This window comes from Methylophaga thalassica (genome assembly GCF_030159795.1).
In the GTDB taxonomy this organism is placed as follows: domain Bacteria; phylum Pseudomonadota; class Gammaproteobacteria; order Nitrosococcales; family Methylophagaceae; genus Methylophaga; species Methylophaga thalassica.
Genome location: NZ_BSND01000003.1, coordinates 298,130 through 314,700, shown reverse-complemented (window position 1 = coordinate 314,700; position 16,571 = coordinate 298,130). Strand labels below are relative to the sequence as shown.

At 43.6% G+C, this 16,571-nt stretch carries 10 protein-coding genes; 7 read left to right on the top strand and 3 right to left on the bottom strand.

The features are described from left to right. Positions 1 to 309: 309 nt before the first annotated feature. On the bottom strand, positions 310 to 2,631 hold the full coding sequence (locus QQL60_RS01615) for an FdhF/YdeP family oxidoreductase (RefSeq protein WP_284451751.1): 2,322 nt from the start codon (positions 2,629 to 2,631) through the stop codon (positions 310 to 312). 367 nt (positions 2,632 to 2,998) lie between these two features. Here QQL60_RS01615 and QQL60_RS01610 point away from each other — a divergent pair, with 367 nt between their 5' ends. The 7 genes from QQL60_RS01610 (at position 2,999) to QQL60_RS01580 (ending at position 12,398) form a co-directional block, all read left to right on the top strand. After that, a complete protein-coding gene (locus tag QQL60_RS01610; protein WP_284722193.1) occupies positions 2,999 to 3,514 on the top strand; it encodes a MarR family winged helix-turn-helix transcriptional regulator in 516 nt (171 codons plus the stop codon). Then, positions 3,511 to 4,710 (top strand): multidrug effflux MFS transporter, encoded by a 1,200-nt coding sequence (locus QQL60_RS01605; RefSeq protein ID WP_284722192.1) that lies wholly within the window; start codon positions 3,511 to 3,513, stop codon positions 4,708 to 4,710. The genes QQL60_RS01610 and QQL60_RS01605 overlap by 4 nt, the downstream gene beginning before the upstream one ends. A gap of 64 nt (positions 4,711 to 4,774) precedes the next feature. After that, complete coding sequence (locus QQL60_RS01600) at positions 4,775 to 6,142, top strand: TolC family protein (protein WP_050797528.1); 1,368 nt, start codon at positions 4,775 to 4,777, stop codon at positions 6,140 to 6,142. Further along, entirely contained in the window at positions 6,139 to 7,305 is a 1,167-nt protein-coding gene (locus tag QQL60_RS01595) for an efflux RND transporter periplasmic adaptor subunit (RefSeq protein WP_284451754.1), read from the top strand. Before QQL60_RS01600 ends, QQL60_RS01595 begins: the two co-directional genes overlap by 4 nt. Beyond that, entirely contained in the window at positions 7,305 to 10,433 is a 3,129-nt protein-coding gene (locus QQL60_RS01590; protein WP_007145754.1) for an efflux RND transporter permease subunit, read from the top strand. Before QQL60_RS01595 ends, QQL60_RS01590 begins: the two co-directional genes overlap by 1 nt. Positions 10,434 to 10,435: 2 nt before the next feature. Then, the gene (locus tag QQL60_RS01585; protein WP_007145755.1) at positions 10,436 to 11,107 is read left to right on the top strand and encodes a response regulator transcription factor; all 672 of its coding nucleotides are present in this window, start codon (positions 10,436 to 10,438) and stop codon (positions 11,105 to 11,107) included. After that, positions 11,097 to 12,398: a sensor histidine kinase gene (locus tag QQL60_RS01580; protein ID WP_284722191.1), complete on the top strand. Its 1,302-nt coding sequence runs from the start codon at positions 11,097 to 11,099 to the stop codon at positions 12,396 to 12,398. The genes QQL60_RS01585 and QQL60_RS01580 overlap by 11 nt, the downstream gene beginning before the upstream one ends. Here the strand turns inward: QQL60_RS01580 and QQL60_RS01575 are convergent. Beyond that, positions 12,367 to 14,289 (bottom strand): sensor histidine kinase, encoded by a 1,923-nt coding sequence (locus QQL60_RS01575; RefSeq protein ID WP_284722190.1) that lies wholly within the window; start codon positions 14,287 to 14,289, stop codon positions 12,367 to 12,369. The two genes, QQL60_RS01580 and QQL60_RS01575, sit on opposite strands and share 32 nt — an antisense overlap. After that, complete coding sequence (locus QQL60_RS01570; protein WP_284722189.1) at positions 14,268 to 16,481, bottom strand: bifunctional diguanylate cyclase/phosphodiesterase; 2,214 nt, start codon at positions 16,479 to 16,481, stop codon at positions 14,268 to 14,270. Before QQL60_RS01570 ends, QQL60_RS01575 begins: the two co-directional genes overlap by 22 nt. Positions 16,482 to 16,571: the final 90 nt, after the last annotated feature.

The window sequence follows — 16,571 nt, the reverse complement described above, 5'->3', positions numbered from 1 at the left end:
ATAGTTTATTGTGACAGTGATTTTAACACTTTAGGTATTAATACACCAAATACTGTAAACCAAACCCGCTAATGCGGCGTTGTTGAAATGAAAAGGTCTACACAACATCACCAATAACCCGATGTTGTGTAGACCTAGTTTGATTACCTTAAGTGAACTGCCTACTGTGGCTCACATTCAGGTGCCCAGTAAAACCTTGCCTGAATGCATGGAAGCAGTAGCGGAAATCTAATAGCAAATACACTTGCTATATCACATAAAAAAAGGCACTGATCATCAGTGCCTTTTTTATTTCTTGCCTGGTCTAACTTAGGCTACAGATGCTGTCACCGCTTCATTGGCATTAGCTGCACTGGCCACCACTTTAATTGCAATGAATTTAGAAGTCGGTGTAAAAGTCTTATCACCATAACTTTCCAGTGGCACTAATGGATTCGTTTCCGGATAATATGCTGCCGCCTGACCTTGCGGGATGTCATAACTCAACAAGGTGAAGTTAGACACTTTTCTTTCTTTGCCATCTTCCCAAACGGTAATCATGTCAACTTTCTGGCCATGCTCGAGGCCAAGACGTTTAATATCCGCTTCATTTGCAAAGACCACATCACGCATGCCATACACACCACGGTAACGGTCATTCATACTGTAAACCGTTGTATTGTATTGGTCGTGTGAACGCATGGTTTGCAAAATCAGATCTGGCGTTTGCCCTTTCATGGTGACCTGATCCTGTAACAAGGTTTTAGGTAATGGATTGGCAACAAAGTTAGCTTTGCCTGTTGAAGTGTTCCATTGATGTTCCGCCGCCGCATTACCTAAGTAGAAGCCACCCGGATGTTGTATTTTCTCACTGAAACCTTCAAAACCAGGAATGACTTCAGCGATTAAGTCACGGATGCGATCATAGTCTTCTACCAGCCATTCCCAATCCACGGGCTTATTACCTAATGTGGCTTTGGCGATACCAGCAATAATAGAAGCTTCAGAACGTAATAAAGGTGAAAACGGTTTCAACTGGCCATAGGAGATATGAACCATGCTGAAGGTATCTTCAACCGTCACACCCTGCAAACCTGATTTCTGGAAGTCTTTTTCCGTACGCCCCAGACAAGGCAGGATCAAGGCTTCTTTTCCAGTAACAAGATGACTACGGTTCAATTTGGTTGAAATCTGCACAGTCAGATCACAATTTCGCATGGCCTGATGTGAGCGTACTGTATCTGGTGTAGCCTGAACAAAGTTACCACCGAGTCCGAAGAACACTTTCGCCTGACCTTTTTCCATCGCATCAATGGCCTGAACCGTTGTATGTCCATGATCGCGCGGGACTTTAAAATCAAAGCGTTTTTCAATCGCATCCAATAACCATTCCGGTGGTTGCTCATCAATCCCCATCGTACGATCACCCTGCACATTGCTGTGACCACGTACAGGCGATAATCCCGCCCCAGGACGACCGATATTGCCACGCAGTAATTGCAGATTCACAATTTCCTGTACTGTCGGTACTGAATGCACATGCTGTGTGATCCCCATAGCCCAACACATAATGACACGCTCAGCTTTACTATAAATTCTGGCAGCCATTTCAATTTCAGCCAGGCTCAAACCCGACTGAGATTCGATTAACTCCCAAGGGGTGTTATCGATTTCGGCAAAATAATCGTCCATACCGTGTGTATGTTGCTGGATAAACTCATGGTCTAATACGGCAGGTTTGCCTTTTTGCTGCGCTTCACGATCCCATTGTAATAAGAATTTGGCCATACCACGGATAGCTGCCATATCACCACCTAATGCGGGTCTGAAATAGGCGCTATTCGTAGGCTCTGACTCATTGGTCAGCATTTCAAGTGGGCTTTGTGGGTGTTGGAACCGTTCCAGGCCACGTTCTTTTAGTGGGTTAAAGCACACCACATGCGCGCCACGTTTTACCGCTTCACTTAACGGTTCCAACATGCGTGGATGATTGGTGCCTGGATTTTGACCGATGACAAAAATCGCATCCGCTTCAGCAAAGTCTTCAAAGGTAACCGTTCCTTTTCCCACGCCAATTGCTTCAGACATGCCTATACCACTGGCTTCATGGCACATATTGGAGCAGTCAGGAAAATTATTGGTACCAAAGGCACGAACAAAAAGCTGATACAAAAATGCCGCTTCGTTACTGGCGCGACCAGAGGTGTAGAATTCTGCCTGATGAGGAGAATCAAGTTGGTTAAGATGTTTTGCTACTGTATCAAACGCTTCTTGCCAGGTAATGGTCTCGTAATGATCTGTGTCTGCGTTGTAACGCATCGGATGGGTAATACGGCCTTGTGACTCCAACCAGAAATCACTCTCTTTGAGTAATTCAGTATTACTGTACTTAGCGAAAAAGGCTGGGGTGACCTTACGGCCAGTGGCTTCCCAGTTAACTGCTTTAGCGCCATTTTCACAAAATTTAATCATGCCTTTTTCAGGCGTTTCCCCCCAGGCACACCCTGGGCAGTCAAGACCGTGATCCTGATTTGTTTTCAGCATCGCACGGATGTTGGATATAGCATTTTTGCTACCCAACCAGTTACGAGTAACACTGATAAGTGCACCCCAACCAGCAGCTGGACCATTGTAGGGCTTGTAATGACTCACTAGGACATCTCTCCGGACAAGATAATAAAAACAGCTAACAACGGTTCATGAAAAACAAAGCATTACGCTTGTTATGACAGGCATCTCATCGTTGTAGCCGAATACGGTAAGTGAGATCAGAACGGCATGTTCTGCATGATGAAACAGGATCTGATAGTTAATGATAAATCCTGTCATCCTTCTGATCATTGCGATCACGAATATTATAATTTGCTTCTATAGTCAGCATCAATATTACATTCAATTTCAGGAAAAACTTCCTCTAGCGGCTATTAAATATTTGCTTTTAAAAACTGTGAAATAAAATTAACTTAACGTTAACTATCTCTATGTTAAGATAAATAAATTTCAGTTAATCAGGTAAGTCATGTCGCCACAAAATATGGATGATTTGGATGTCATCATGCAGCAATGGAAACACGTGGGTCTAGAGACCGATGCAGATGCCATCAAAGTCGTCGGCCGAATTTTGCGCATAGCAAAGACTATTGAACAGCAACTGGCCGAGCTACACCGGACCTTTGATCTCAAGCCGGGTGAGTTTGATGTACTCGCCACGCTAAAACGTGAAAACAAATGCTATTTGACCCCATCAGAACTTTATCAGAGCATGCTGCTCACCTCTGGTGCCATGACAAGCCGGCTGGACAGACTGGAACAGAAAATGTTCATTCAGCGCAAACATTGTCAACAGGATCGTCGAAAAGTGTTGGTCTCTTTAACCAGCAGTGGTAAAAAGATTATCAACACGGCCTATCCAGCTCACTTTGTATTACTTGAAAAGCTCCTTTCTTCGATAGAAAACAAAGATAAAGCCTTACTAGCGAACTTACTCAAGTCGACACTTGCCTCTATTGACTCATCAACCATTGATACCTTATGAACCAAACGACAACGCCAACGAAGGCACTTATTTTATTACTGGCAGCGTTGACCGCGCTGACGCCGTTAGCGATTGATGCCTACTTACCAGCCATCCCTCAAATGGCTAACGATTTAATCACCAGTATTCATGACACCGAAATATCCTTGAGCCTCTACTTGGCTGGTTTTGCACTAGGTCAGATATTGGGTGGACCATTCTCCGATCATTTTGGCCGACGCACAGCAACGGGCAGTGGTTTGACGATTTTCTGTCTAGGTACGATTGGCATTATTTTCAGCCAGGATATCCACAGTGTTTGGGGCTTTAGAGTTATTCAAGCCATTGGCGGAGGCGTTGCCGTTGTCAATGCTGCCGCTGTTATTCGAGATTTAAGTCATGGCAAAGACAGTGCCAGACACCTTTCCAACATGGCTGTCATCATGATGCTTGCACCTTTATTGGCGCCACTTATCGGCATGCTGATCCTGCATATCAGTGGCTGGCGGCTTATCTTTGTTTTCTTACTTGTCTATGGTTTAACTATCGGCATAGCACTGTTTTTTCGACTGCCAGAAACCCGTAAAAAGACAACCGAACGCACTAGTATGCTCAAGCGCTATGGCATGGTATTGAGTCATCGCTGTGCTCTGGGCTTTATTTTTTCTCAATGCTTTGCCCTCGCAGGAATGTTTGCCTTTATTACAGGCTCACCTTCCGTGTACATGGGATATTTTGAAATCAGCGAAACCATCTATCCGTTTCTATTTGGTTTGAATGTGATCGGTATGATGCTGGCGAACCGCCTCAATATTCGTTTGTTGCACTATTACAAACCACATTTTTTATTAAGTTTAGGGCAAGCCGCACAAATTCTGACCAGCTTAATTTTATTAAGCTATGTCAGTGTCATCGCACAGCCTCAACTCTGGTTTGTGGTGAGTTTATTGATTTTATTTATTGCTGCAATGGGATTGATTGTCTCAAATGCCACGTCTGGGACGGTGGAGTTTTTCCCCCACAACAGTGCAACGGCAACCGCATTGTTGGGCTCCATTGGCTTTGCTGCCGGTGCGCTCAGCGGTTCGCTGGTTGGTTTACTCGGCGATGGGACACCGTGGCCGATGGTTCTCATCATGTTTATCTGTTCCTTCCTAGGTCCCATCCTCAGGACATTACTGCAATACGGCCAACAACAGCCGCAAACGCAGCCGTAATTTTTAACCCCGTCTTAACTGACAGCCATCTATGCTGTGCAGGTAAACGTTGATAGAGGTATTCATGAAGTTAGCTTGTGTCAGACAAAGCAAAGTAATCACACTGTTGAGTACTACATTGTTGCTATCAGCATGTATTTCCATGCCTGCGAGTCCTGATTACACACAACAAATTGAGCAACAACAAGCGCTGCCTGCCTGGTCACAATCTGCTGATGCTATTGCTGTTGTTTCGCTTAATAGTCTGATTGATTCAGAGCAGCTCAATCAGCTGGTAGAAACAGCTGTCGCTAACAATCCCACATTGCAGCAGACCTGGTTAACGCTACAAATTCGTCAAACACAGTTACAACAAACCGATGCGGCACGTAAACCACAAGTCAGTGCGGATGCCAGTGCCACCCGCAGTGAAAATGCTTCGGATAGCTTTACTAGTAATATTGATATCAGCTGGCAGGCTGACCTATGGGGTAAGTTAAAAAACAATAGTCAGGCAGCCAGTAAAGACGTTATAGAACAAGCCCTGCTTTATCAGGCGGCCCGAGATAGTTTGAGCGCCGAAGTAATGAAAGCCTGGTTAAATCTCACTGCTACGTCACATGCCATTGATATAGAACAGCAGCGCTTGAATACCCTAGAGCAAAATGAAACCTATATTCTGCAACGCTACAGAAATGGCATTGGTACGTTAGAAGATCTGGATAATGCTCGCAGTGCCAGTGCACAATCCAGGGCAAGTCTGGCTTCCTATCAAGAAGATTACCGTCAACAACAGCGTGACTTGAAGCAATTAGTGGGACTGAGCAATGCTCAGGACGTCGCTGCTCCGGAAAGCTACCCTCAAGTCAAACTGGCACTAGCTGACTTACCACAACAAACTCTGGCACGTCGGCCCGATTTACAAGCCGCTTATACTGCAATAGAAGCCAATCAGTTACGAACCAAAGTAGCGTATAAACAACTACTGCCTAATTTGGATCTCGGCGCTGCAATCAAAGATGCGGCCTCTTCACCTCACCAGGCATTAATGACTTCACCTTTGTGGTCATTACTGGCGCAACTGACAGCCCCGATTTATCAAGGCGGAGAACTACGTGCTGCTGCCAAAGAAGCTGAGTTAAATGAAGCTTATAGCTACCAGAGCTACCGAGAAACACTATTAACCGCTATTAATGAAGTGGAACGATACCTGAGTCTGGAACAAAATCTGATGACTCGTCAGCAACATATTTCCGCTGCATTAAAAAGTGCCCAGAACAGTCTGAAACAATATCAAACAAGTTATCGAACCGGCCTAGTCGATATTCTGGATTTATTAACTGTTCAACAACAAACCTACAATCTGGAAGCCTCTCTGGACAACCTGATTTATCAACGTTTAATCAACCGCATTAATCTTGGCTTAGCACTGGGCCTGGGAACAGCATCATGAAACGCCACCTACCAAAAATCATTTTATTCTTTATTGCTTGCTGCATTTTGATTATCACTGTCGTGGTGGTAAAGCACCTGTCTGCAGCACAGGCCAATCGCCCTATTCCGACGAAAAAAGAGCAAGCACCGAGCCCGGATGTGTCTGTGATTAAAGTGGTAGCAGGTAGCTATGCATCTGAAGTCAAAGCCTACGGTGCGGCCAAACCGCACTTTGATATCTCTTTAACTGCGCAGGTGGCCGGACAGATTGATTCCATATCAGATCAGTTTGAAACCGGTAAACGGCTCAAAAAAAATACCATAATGGCAAGGCTGGAAAACAGTGAATATCAAGCTGCTGTTGAAAGTGCACGCCAGGCATTAAGTTCAGCTAAAGTCAGTTTACTTGAAGAGGAACGACAAGGTTTACAGGCTTTAAGTGAATGGAAATCATCGGGATTAGAAGGCGAACCTGATTCCGATTTAGTATTACGAAAACCCCAACTAGCTGCAGCAAAAGCAACGGTAAAACAGGCAGAGGCCAGCTTAAAAGCAGCTGAAAAAGATCTGTCTCAATCCGCTATAAAAGCGCCTTTTGATGCGTTAGTGATCAACCGTGCCGTATCCCCTGGCGGTTATGTACAAACAGGCTCTGAAGTGGCGACCTTATACAGTACTGATCGTGTTGAAATCAGTGTGGCGCTGTCCGCTCAAGAGTGGAATAACTTACCCAGCCTGGCAATACTCAACAGTGGGAAGTGGCCCGTTGAAGTTGAAAGTGTCGAAGATCATCATATATGGCAGGGACGTGTTTTAAGGGCTGAGCAAAATCTGAATGTCGAAACCCGCCAGCGCAGTCTCATTATTGCAGTAGATGAACCTCTGGATCTCGAACCCGCCCTATTCCCTGGTACCTTTGTCAGCGCCCATATCACAGGTAGAAATGTCGCTGGTGTCTGGAAACTGCCTAACAGCGCCTTAAGTCAACGCGGTGAAGTCTGGTATGTTTCTGCGGATAACACTCTGCAAAAATTCAGTGCCTCGCCATTATTTTCCAGCAGCGGTTATATCTATATACAACCACCTGAATCTTTAAATAATACGCCCGTTATGATCCTCGTTAGCCCCTTAAACAGCTATCTTGAAGGCATGGCTGTTAACCCGGTTGAGGTAGCGCTTTAATGATGAAAAAATCATTCTCAAGTGGGATTATAGGCTGGTTTGCCGCTAATCCGGTGGCCGCTAACTTACTCATGATTCTGGTCATTGTGCTGGGTGTGCTGGAGTCAGGTCAATTACGCAAAGAAGCCTTCCCAAGCCAGGATCCAAGCTCTTTAACTATCTCCGTATCGTATGACAGCGGTTCTGCCAAACAGTCAGAAGAAGGACTGGCGATAAAGATAGAAGAACAGCTTGAGGACGTGATTGGTATAAAACGTATTACCAGTACTTCGACCGGTACAGGCGTCACTGTCAATGTTGAGAAACAAAGTGAATATGACCTCGACACTTTATTACGTGATGTCAAAACCAAAGTTGATGCGATATCTACCTTTCCGGCTGATGCCAAAAAACCGGTTATTGAAAAAGCACAACGTGAAGAACACTCACTGTGGTTGCAGTTGTATGGAGATACCGACAGACATAGCCTGCAACAACTTGCTTACAATTTAAAAACTGACCTAATCGCCAATCCCAATATCAGCTCAGTCAATATTTCTGGTTGGCTGGATCCGATGATGGCCATAGAAATTGATGATGGCAAATTACAATCCTACGGCCTGTCTTTATCTGATGTAGAAGAAGCAATTAACGCCGGTTCATCCAATACCATGACGGCAGTATTACGCAATAAAACGGTTTACTTGCAGCTAAAAGCATCAGAGCAGGCTTATCTGAAGCAGGACTTTGCCTCTATTCCGCTACTCACACTGGCGAATGGTAACCAACTAATGTTGGGTGAAGTCGCCAAAATAAATGATACCTATGATGACAGTACTTCGGTCTTATCTCGCTTTCAAGGCCATGACAGTATTGCATTACAAGTCATCACCACCGGTCAGGATGACATCACCAATACGGTTAATGCTGCAAAAAAAGTAGCTGAGGAATGGCAGCAGGATGGAAAGCTGCCTGACAACGTTCAGCTCGAAGCCTGGTATGACCGTAGCGAATCCATTAAACAGCGTCTGGAATTATTGGTTAAAAATGCCTTTACCGGCATCGTTATGGTTTTCATTCTGCTTGCTTTGTTCCTGAACCTGACCGTCGCTTTCTGGGTTGCCATGGGACTGCCGTTCATCTTTTTCGGCACACTTTATTTTATGGGCGACAGCTTTATGGGGCTATCACTCAATGAATTCACTACCTTTGGCTTTCTGTTGGCATTAGGTATTGTGGTTGATGATGCCGTCGTTGTGGGTGAATCGGTTTACGATGTCAGATCGAAAGAAGGCGATACTATTGAAAATACTATCAAAGGCACCATGATCGTTGCGATTCCTACTCTATTCGGTGTCTTCACTACAGTCGCTGCATTCTACGCCTTATCGCAACTCGAAGGTGGCCTGGGCAGGCTGTATTCACAATTTGCCGCCGTGGTCACAATCTGTCTGATTTTATCCATTATAGAATCAAAATTAATCCTGCCTGCGCATCTCGCCCATCTGAACACCCGGCGTCAAATCAGCGAGCGTGGATTGTTAAAAGTCTGGCATACCATTCAGCACATGATGGATAGTGGTCTGCAATGGTTTAATCAATCCTGTTACCGCCCAACAATTAATTTCGCATTAAACCAACGCTATGCGGTCACCGTTTTGTTTATTGCTTTATTTATTTTTGTGATGACTATGCCGATGACCGGCATGGTTAGACTGAGCTTTTTCCCTTCTATTCCAGGCGATACCGTCCGTGCTCAGCTCACGATGCAAAACGATGTGAGCTATGGCTTGACACATAATGACCTGGCTTTGATGGAAAAACTGGCTTATCAGACAGACAAAGAGTTAGGTGGTAACGATGATATTGCTAATCTGCAAATTTTGTCATCGAGTGATCAGGCAGGTACGGTCACGGTCGAACTAAAGTCTAGTGCACCTTATGACATTACTACCTTCAGCCATCACTGGCGTCAGTTAGTCGGCATACCTGAAGGGGCAAAAACCGTCAGTGTCAGATCACGACATGGATCAGTGGAAGATCTTCGTATTGAATTACGTGCCAATGATGATCAGATTCTTGAACTGGCGGGTAACGATATTAAAAATACCTTGACGGCTATCCCTGCTATCAGTGGTATTGACGATAATCTTGAGCCGGGTCAGCCGCAATTACATTTATCACTGAACCCTCAAGGCCGGGCATTGGGGATGACCACAAACGATTTGGCAGTACAAATATTACAGGGCTTTAGTGGTCAAGTCGTTCAACGCTATCAACGCAATAGTGATGAAATTGAAGTCAAGGTACGTTATCCGGAAGAACAACGTCAAAATGCCGCCGACGTACTCAACTCACGTGTCAGAACGCCGAATGGCGATGTCGTGCCATTATCGAGTGTGGCGAATGTCAGTTTCGGTTTTACCCGCGATTCAATCACCCGAATAGATAAAAAACGGGCGGTATATATTTCTGCGGATGTGAACAAAGATATCTTATCCACTACTGAACTGGTATCACAGTTACAGACGAATATTGTGCCTAATTTAATGCGAAAATATCCGGGGCTGGATATTCACTTCGCCGGTGAAGCTGAAGAACAAGCTGAAACAGAGTCTTCGATGGTGCATGTCTCATTAATCGCCATCCTGATAATTTATATGCTGTTGGCGATTCCGTTGCGTTCCTACATTCAGCCGGTATTGATTATGACCGCTATTCCCTTCGGCATTGTCGGTGCCATACTGGGTCACTGGGTCAACGATCTGACCTTAGGTATTTTATCGTTGAATGGCATCATTGCTTTAAGTGGTGTGGTGGTCAACGACAGTCTACTGCTAGTCTCACGCTTCAATGATATTCGCCATGAATATGACGATATTAAACAAGCCATCAGCATCGCCTGCCGAAGTCGTTTACGCCCGGTATTGTTGACCTCTGTCACCACATTTGCCGGTCTGATGCCTTTATTAAGTGAAACCTCCCGGCAGGCCCAGTTTTTAATTCCGGCAGCAGTTTCTCTGGGCTACGGCATTATGTTTGCCACTATCATCACTTTGATTTTAATTCCAAGCTTATTACTGATTCAAAATGATGTTTTAGCCTTATTTAAACGAAAATCCATCACACACCGTGCTGAGGTAAATTAACCATGTTCCATGTGTTATTAATCGAAGATGACCTCGACCTGGCTGAAACGGTCATTGATTATCTCAGTTTAGAAAATATCGAATGTGATCATGCCAGTAATGGGATTGCCGGCCTACAGTTAAGTCAGGACAATCACTATGATGTATTGTTACTGGACTTAAATCTGCCCAGAATGGATGGTCTGACAGTGTGTGAGCGATTACGCGGACAAGGTTATGATATCCCTATTCTGATGCTGACAGCACGTGACCAAATCAGTGACAAAATTACCGGTTTTAACACTGGAACAGATGACTACTTGGTCAAACCGTTTGATCTGGATGAACTGGTTGTACGTATTCAGGCACTGGCACGTCGTCGTAGTGGTCAGGTGCAACGCTTGCAATGCGATGATTTAATTATGGATCTTCAGACAAAAACTGTCACTCGCCGAGGACTGAACTTAAAACTTTCACCAACCAGTTGGCAGTTATTAGAAGTCTTAATGCGTGCTTACCCCGATGTGGTAAGCAAACAAAAACTGGAAGCCGCTATCTGGGGCGATTCACCACCTGATAGCGACAGTCTCAAAGTACACATGTTTCATCTAAGAAAAGCCGTTGATGCGCCATTTGATAAAAATTTAATTCACACCATTTCCGGCCATGGGTTTGCACTAAGAAATGAAACTTAAACTCAGCCTCAAACTCTGGATCGCTCTGTCTTTTTTGATACTCGGAATAACCATTGTTACGGGTTACTCTATGCTCAGTATTCATTTCTTTTTCCGTGGCATGGATAGCATTATTTCAGCCAATATGGAGAACGCAGCGGAAGATTATCTTAGTGGCATAAAAGAGGGAAAGGCAAATCCAGGCAATGTTGATAATTACACTGTCACGCAAACTTGGGAAGCGCAGACCGAACAGATAAAAACCTACTTTAGAGAACCCAAACGGTTTGGTGTGTTACATAAGCAACGTAAACAGGCTGAACCTGGAAAACGTCCTTATCTAATGTATTTTCTGATCAAATTGAAAGTAGAAGGTCAGACTTATTTTGTCAGTCGTGCTTTTACCAGGGCGGATGCTTCACCCTTAGTTGGTCAAAATGCCAGACAGAGTCGCCAGCTTATTATCAGCCTGAGTATGGGTATTACCCTGCTCCTCGCGCTGGTGACCTGGTTATTGATGAAACGTTTATCGCAGCCGGTCTCAAAACTTACAAAATGGACACATGAACTTCGCCCAGAAACACTAAAACAATCACCGCCTGATTTTGCCTATCCAGAGCTTAATGAGATGGCGGAGCTGATTAAGGGTTCTTTATCATCCGTCAATGAATCGATGGAACGCGAACAAAAATTCTTACGCTTTACCAGTCATGAATTACGCACACCTATCAGTGTGATCAGAAATAATGTGGAATTAATGCATAAAATTCAGCAAAAACAGTCCAGCGCTTTACCCGATAAGCAGCAGGAAATTTTTGAACGAATTGAACGCGCCAGCCTGACGATGCAGAATCTGTGCGAAACATTATTGTGGCTAAATCGTGATGAGACTGACTCATTGGTCAAACAGCATTTTCGTCTGGATGAATTAATCGATAACTTAGTCGATGAATTACGTTATTTGCTCAAAAGCAAACCCGTTACTATCCAAGTTGAAACACAAGCATGTGAGTTGCATGAGTCTTCCGTGGCAGCAAGAATCATCATTGGCAACCTGATAAGAAATGCCTTTCAGCATACCTGGAATGGCCATGTCAGTATTCAACAGCATGGTGCGCAGATCAGCATTCGTAATCATTCCACTCAAGCGGATAAAGGTAATAGCAGCGAAGATCAGGGCTTTGGTTTAGGCCTGCAACTCACCGAACAACTTTGTCGTAAATTGCAGTGGCAGTATCAAAATCAAGTAAATAGTGACGGCCACACTGCGACGTTATCGATTATCCCGGCTCATTCAGCTGAACAGGAATAACCAGTATGAAGGAAGTGCCTTTACCAGGCTGTGAGCTTACGCTAATTGAGCCGTGTAACAACTGTGTGATCCACTGATGGCAAAGGTGTAATCCCAGCCCTGTGTGTCCTTCTCCCCTCGCGTTAGTTTCAAACGGATCAAAGATTTTTTTCAATCGATCCGCCTCAATACCGTTGCCATTATCAGAGATTGTTACCGTCACATGATCTAGTGTTTCCTGAAAAACGTCTATCTGAACTTGCCCGCCAGCACGTCCAGCGAAACCATGTGCAATCGCATTATCAATCATGTTCTGGAATAACTGCGAAATAATGCCAGCGTAACTCTGTATCACTAGCTCTTCAGGCCCAGATATATCCACACGAATATCCAACCCCTTCAGTCTGGGTAAAGACGTTGTGGTGACATCTTTAATCACCAGCATTAAATCAAATTCTGTTGCCTCATCAGTATGTCGGTCAACCGCCAGACGTTTAAAACTGGTGACTAAATCAATGCCTCTTCGTAGATTTTTTTGAGCAAGTTCAATCGTATCGGCCGTCTGTGTTAAATAATCCTGAAGATCACTTTTTCTCAACCCCTCCGTGACCGCTAAAGCTAGTTGTCTACGGGATGAATCAAGGCTCGATAATGTCAGTGAAGCACCGCCTAACGGCGTATTTAATTCATGAGCTAAACCTGCCACCATCATCCCCATTGAAGACAGCTTACGCAGTTCGACCATGGAGTCCTGCATTTGCTGTTGTTGTTCATAGGCAATCTTTAATTGTTGATTAGAGAGAGATAATGCCTCTTTCTCTATAGCCAGTTCTCTGAACAAGTCATACTGTTTTCGTCCATCGTGAAGAAAACGCCAAATCAAAAACAAGACAATCAGCAAAATCGATATAGCCGGACTAAAGACAATTAAAGCAACTTTTTGCTCGACATCATTTAATAAATCCGGTTCGGAGCTATCAATAAAAAACAGGCGGTGACGACTCTCGGCCGTATTATCACCAAGATCTATAACACTGTAACTGATCAGCCTGTTGTCTTTTATGAAGTTATGTAATGGCTGTTGCTTAAGTATAGTTCTGATGACATCAGCTTGTAGTAAGGTGTTCGTTCTGACGAGGTAGTCTGTATACGAACGAAAATCAAGCGAAGCATTAGGATGCATAATCCAATAACCTTTATTATCAATTATGCGTAATTTATTGCTTTGCCCCTGGTTGAGGGACTCAAGCATATCATTTAACACAAAATTGATGATTAACACCCCATCCTGTAAACCATCCTCCGGCGCAGTATGCATCACTGCCCGGATAGTTTTTTCCAGAGGGATGATGACTTTCCCATTTTCAATATTGGGGTTTATTGCTGAAATAAATACGTCATCTCCCCGAAGCTTCATCCCTGCCTGAAAATAGTCGCGTTTAGATTTATCTTGTAATTGTTTTTGCTCAACAACGATGATGTCATCGCCATTGATATTGACTCGGACTTTTTCCATCCCATGCTTATCCAGCCACCGCACCTGACTGATATAAGATGAAACGTTTGAGAAATCAGTAAACATCTTTTCTATTGAAGAAAAATCCGGCGGCTGGCCAAACGGCAATGATTGTTCAAACTGTTGATTGTAACGAAGCAGACGAATTAACTGTTGGATATGTCCCAGTTCTCTTGAAAAAGTATTCATAGCATTATCGAGCCGATTTTGCTGTGCTTCAAAATACGGCTGATAATTTGATTCAAGTATTTGAAGATAAATGTGATAACTGAGAAAGCTGATAACAAAGAAAATGGGCAGATAGAGAATAACCAGGCTTTGCCATACATTTCTGAATATTAATGGCAGATCAAATCCCTTGGTTTCAGAGGCTGTTACTGGTGTTTTAGTGCCCACACAACCGCCTCATCAATAGGCATTGGTCTGGCATAAAAATAGCCCTGCCCTAAAGTACATCCAAGTTCAATCAACTTATCCCTTTGCAGTGTGGTTTCGACACCTTCAGCAATCACTTTGAGTCCGAACCGTGTCGCTACCCGTATGATCATATCTACCACATGTTCAGACGATTCTCTTTCACCAAGATACTGCACGAACGATTTATCAATTTTTAAGGTAGTTGCAGCCAGTTCTGTCACATGTGATAAAGAAGAGAAACCAGTACCAAAGTCATCAATACTCACATCCATTCCAAGAGCAATCAGCTTTCTCAATGTTGCTGATACCTGCTCATAATCAATCATGGCTAAGGTTTCAGTTATTTCCATATCGACCTGATGCGGCGAAATAGCTTCTGCCTCAAGTAATGACAGAATAGTAGAGGAAAAATCACTGAGTAATAATTCATGGCAGGAGACATTAAAAGAAATAGGTACACTTATCCCAGCAGCCTGTAATTGTTTGATGGCCGCACAGCATTGCAATAATATGGCTTTATCTAACTGCTCCACTAAGCCTGATGCTTCAGCAATAGGGATAAAAATATCTGGCGGTACCATTTCACCATCTGATTTAAACCAGCGTGCCAGTGCCTCAAAACCAATCAATCTCCCGCTCACCATATCGACTTTGGGTTGAAGGTAGGCGTGTATTTCATTTTTTGTCAGACCAATATTGAAATCATTCAACATTTCCAAATGCTTAGAAAACATGGCTTCGTTGTCTAACGAAACGTGGTGAAAATGGCTGCTACTGACGGCTCTGAGACGATATAGGTGACTCTCCATTTGTCCAAGTAAACGCTCGGGACTTCGGTTCAATGATGGATCTAACTGAGCTGAAACTGCTTTCGCAATAATCTTATGCTCACGACGCTGGATCTGGTTTTTCTTACCTAATATCTCATCAAATCTTGAAGCAGATAGTACATGTGACTTATCCAATAAAATTGCAAATGCGTCCCGACTGATGATGGCTATCGCTTGTATTCCTTCAACTTGTGATAACTCGTCGTGCACTGTCTTTAATAATTGAACGGCAAACTTCTCACCAAAAGTCACCGTAATATCACTGAATCTATCAATCGAAATTAAAACAATTTGTGCCTGCTCAACCCAATACTCATCAGCAACCAGTTGTTGACAAAACCAGTTCCGATTATATATCCCGGTTTGCCAATGTTTGAATGCCAGTTCGTTTAAATATTCTGTGAGTGCAATATTGGCAAAACCATTGTAGATATTCTCGCCAAAGACCTTTAGTAAGTGAATATCTGACTCAGTTAATGCTGTGGCGGACTTGACGACAATTAGATAATAAACCGGATTAGGCTGTTTAAATGAAAAATACAATAACGAATAGCGTCCTACAAACATGTGCTGTTTTTGCTGTATCGTTTTTTTTATTCTTTTTAACAGGATTTCATTTTCCAGAATAGTAATTGATTGACCTACATAAGGTTGATATTGGCCTGTTGCCGCTAAAACGGCGGAGCCTTTTTCTAAATCAAGCGACTCCGTCATTTTCAAACTCATAATACCGCCGTCGGTGATCCCGATAATCCGGTCGATTTCTTCAAGCACAGTTTGCGAAAAATGGGGTAAGTCGTTCTGTCTTGAAATGGCTTGTGAAGCAGTGACGACTCTTTCTAATCCCTGACGGGCACTTTTTAACTCGTTCATGCGACGCCAGGTTTTCAGATTACCATTCATCACATTGAATAAGTGCTCTTCACCCAAGTCGGTTTTAGACCAGTAATCGTCAATATCATACTGCTCCATCACATCACGATTGGGGGCGACTCCGGGCTGCCCGGTTAGTAAAATAATTCGAATAATAGGATTATTGAGCGTACTGCGGATGTAATCAACTAAGCGTAAGCCAGCATCATCCGATTCCATAACAACATCGAGGAGTATCAAATTAATATCTGGACGCTTTTCCAGGATAAGTCGAGCCTCTTTTGCTGAAGAGGCTGTGAGCACTTCCATGGTATGCCCTTGTACAATCATTCTTGATAAGGCATTGACTAATGATTGTTGAAAAGTGTCATTATCCTCTACACTGAGGACTAACCAACGCGGCTTTTTCGACGTTGAGGAAATAGTATTCTCGGCGTCAAACTCGAAAAAAGAATTGTCTCGATTCATTTCGATAATCCTTTATGAAATTACAGCCACGCTACTCTATATCAATGAATAAAAGTAAGTATTTAGATGCTAGACATCATCATTCATTGT

Bases quoted from the DNA above. Each gene is read 5' to 3' on its own strand.
- QQL60_RS01610 (WP_284722193.1), top strand. From the start codon at position 2,999: ATGTCGCCACAAAATATGGATGATTTGGATGTCATCATGCAGCAATGG.
- QQL60_RS01605 (WP_284722192.1), top strand. From the start codon at position 3,511: ATGAACCAAACGACAACGCCAACGAAGGCACTTATTTTATTACTGGCA.
- QQL60_RS01600 (WP_050797528.1), top strand. From the start codon at position 4,775: ATGAAGTTAGCTTGTGTCAGACAAAGCAAAGTAATCACACTGTTGAGT.
- QQL60_RS01595 (WP_284451754.1), top strand. From the start codon at position 6,139: ATGAAACGCCACCTACCAAAAATCATTTTATTCTTTATTGCTTGCTGC.
- QQL60_RS01590 (WP_007145754.1), top strand. From the start codon at position 7,305: ATGATGAAAAAATCATTCTCAAGTGGGATTATAGGCTGGTTTGCCGCT.
- QQL60_RS01585 (WP_007145755.1), top strand. From the start codon at position 10,436: ATGTTCCATGTGTTATTAATCGAAGATGACCTCGACCTGGCTGAAACG.
- QQL60_RS01580 (WP_284722191.1), top strand. From the start codon at position 11,097: ATGAAACTTAAACTCAGCCTCAAACTCTGGATCGCTCTGTCTTTTTTG.
- QQL60_RS01570 (WP_284722189.1), bottom strand. From the start codon at position 16,481: ATGAATCGAGACAATTCTTTTTTCGAGTTTGACGCCGAGAATACTATT.